General features: G+C 52.6%; 1 protein-coding gene. It reads right to left on the reverse strand.

Annotation, left to right across the window (positions count from 1 at the left end; genetic code table 11):
• On the reverse strand, window positions 1-248 hold a 248-nt coding region (locus KVT27_RS25575), incomplete at its 3' end, for a glycerophosphodiester phosphodiesterase family protein (RefSeq protein WP_309140255.1).
• Window positions 249-251: the final 3 nt, after the last annotated feature.

Raw genomic sequence — 251 nt, forward strand, 5'->3', positions numbered from 1 at the left:
GGCTCGGTATGGCGCCCGTAGGAATGCTTGATTTCGACATTAATCATGTTATGGCTGGGCACAAGGTCGAACACTTCCTCCAGCGTCGGCACATGTTCACCCGTAAAGGACTCGTGAAACCAACTGCCGGCGTCAGCCTGCTTAATCTCGGCCAGCGTCAAATCATTCACCCGGCCCTGCCGATCGGTCGACCGATTCAGCGTGTCGTCATGTATGACGATTATTTCTCCATCTTTGGACAGATGAATATC

Source organism: Lysinibacillus sp. GbtcB16 (genome assembly GCF_019091145.1).
Lineage (GTDB): Bacteria > Bacillota > Bacilli > Bacillales_A > Planococcaceae > Lysinibacillus > Lysinibacillus fusiformis.